The sequence below is a fragment of the Psychrobacter sp. Arc29 genome, assembly GCF_041431175.1.
Classification (GTDB): domain Bacteria; phylum Pseudomonadota; class Gammaproteobacteria; order Pseudomonadales; family Moraxellaceae; genus Psychrobacter.
The window spans coordinates 1-1,010 of the sequence record NZ_JASMRR010000018.1 but is presented as its reverse complement, the minus strand read 5'-3'; the positions used below and the strand labels follow the sequence as shown (position 1 = coordinate 1,010).

Genomic DNA, 1,010 nt, shown 5'->3' with positions numbered 1-1,010 from the left:
TATTTGAGTATTTGAGTATTTGAGTATTTGAGTATTTGAGTATTTGAGTATTTGAGTATTTGAGTATTTGAGTATTTGAGTATTTATTTAGCTATACAGCTATCAAATGACGCGAGCACTTAGCTGTAGCTTGTATTTCAGAATAACTACGCCCAGATTTCAGAAGGCTAGCGATAATCTTACGCTTCTCGGTATCTTTCCTACGTCCTGAATATTTACTTTCTACCTTAGTACGAGAAATACCTTACATCTGACGGTTACGTCGATCTTCATAGTCCTTTCTAGCAATAGCAGCGAGCATATAAAGCATCATCGAATTGATGGCCTGTAATACGCTGCTCATAAATTCAATGCTGCTATCAGATTGAGGCGTTATATAAGAGGTCGGTAGCTCTTCTGATACTACCGCCAGCTTCTTTTCTAATAGCATTCTTTTGAGAGTATCCCAATCAGCTTGGTTTAAACGTGCTAAGCGGTCAATCTGCTCAACCAAATTATATCGCCTTCATGGGCATCATTTATCAGTTACATTAACTGTGGACATATTAAAGTTGCGTCTGACTCGTTTTCAACATAGAAGGCGGCAATTTTGTGACCATGATCAGCAGCAAGCTATATGAGCTCACTTTTGGCACGCTTGGCATCTTGATCTTTGATTGGCGCTCTATGCTCTGATAAACATAAACACCTAAAATAGTCTGTTATAAGTAGTTCCATTATTGCAGTCTATTATAAGTAGACTATTAATTGATTAAGAGACCTGTTTTGATAGTGCCCCTGGGGTATGGCTTTTGAAACCATTTTTCTTTATATTGTCACTTAGACAGGCTGGGCATTTGATGTATAGTGTCATTTGCATTTCACTATTTATCAATTTCTCAGCCTGTTTTTTTTCAGCCTACTTTTTGAACCACCACCCGGATATAAATGTAACTATGAATAAAACAACTTTTAAAATATCGAAGATGGACTGCCCTTCGGAGGAAAACCTAATCCGAATGAAATTAGAG

2 pseudogenes are annotated in these 1,010 nt (G+C 37.2%); both read right to left on the bottom strand.

The features are described from left to right. Nucleotides 1–91 precede the first annotated feature (91 nt). A pseudogene (locus QO189_RS14145) lies at nt 92–717 on the bottom strand (recombinase family protein). A 67-nt stretch (nt 718–784) separates the two neighbouring features. Continuing rightward, nucleotides 785–859: pseudogene (locus QO189_RS14140) on the bottom strand (IS1 family transposase); the annotation flags it as partial. Nucleotides 860–1,010 lie beyond the last annotated feature (151 nt).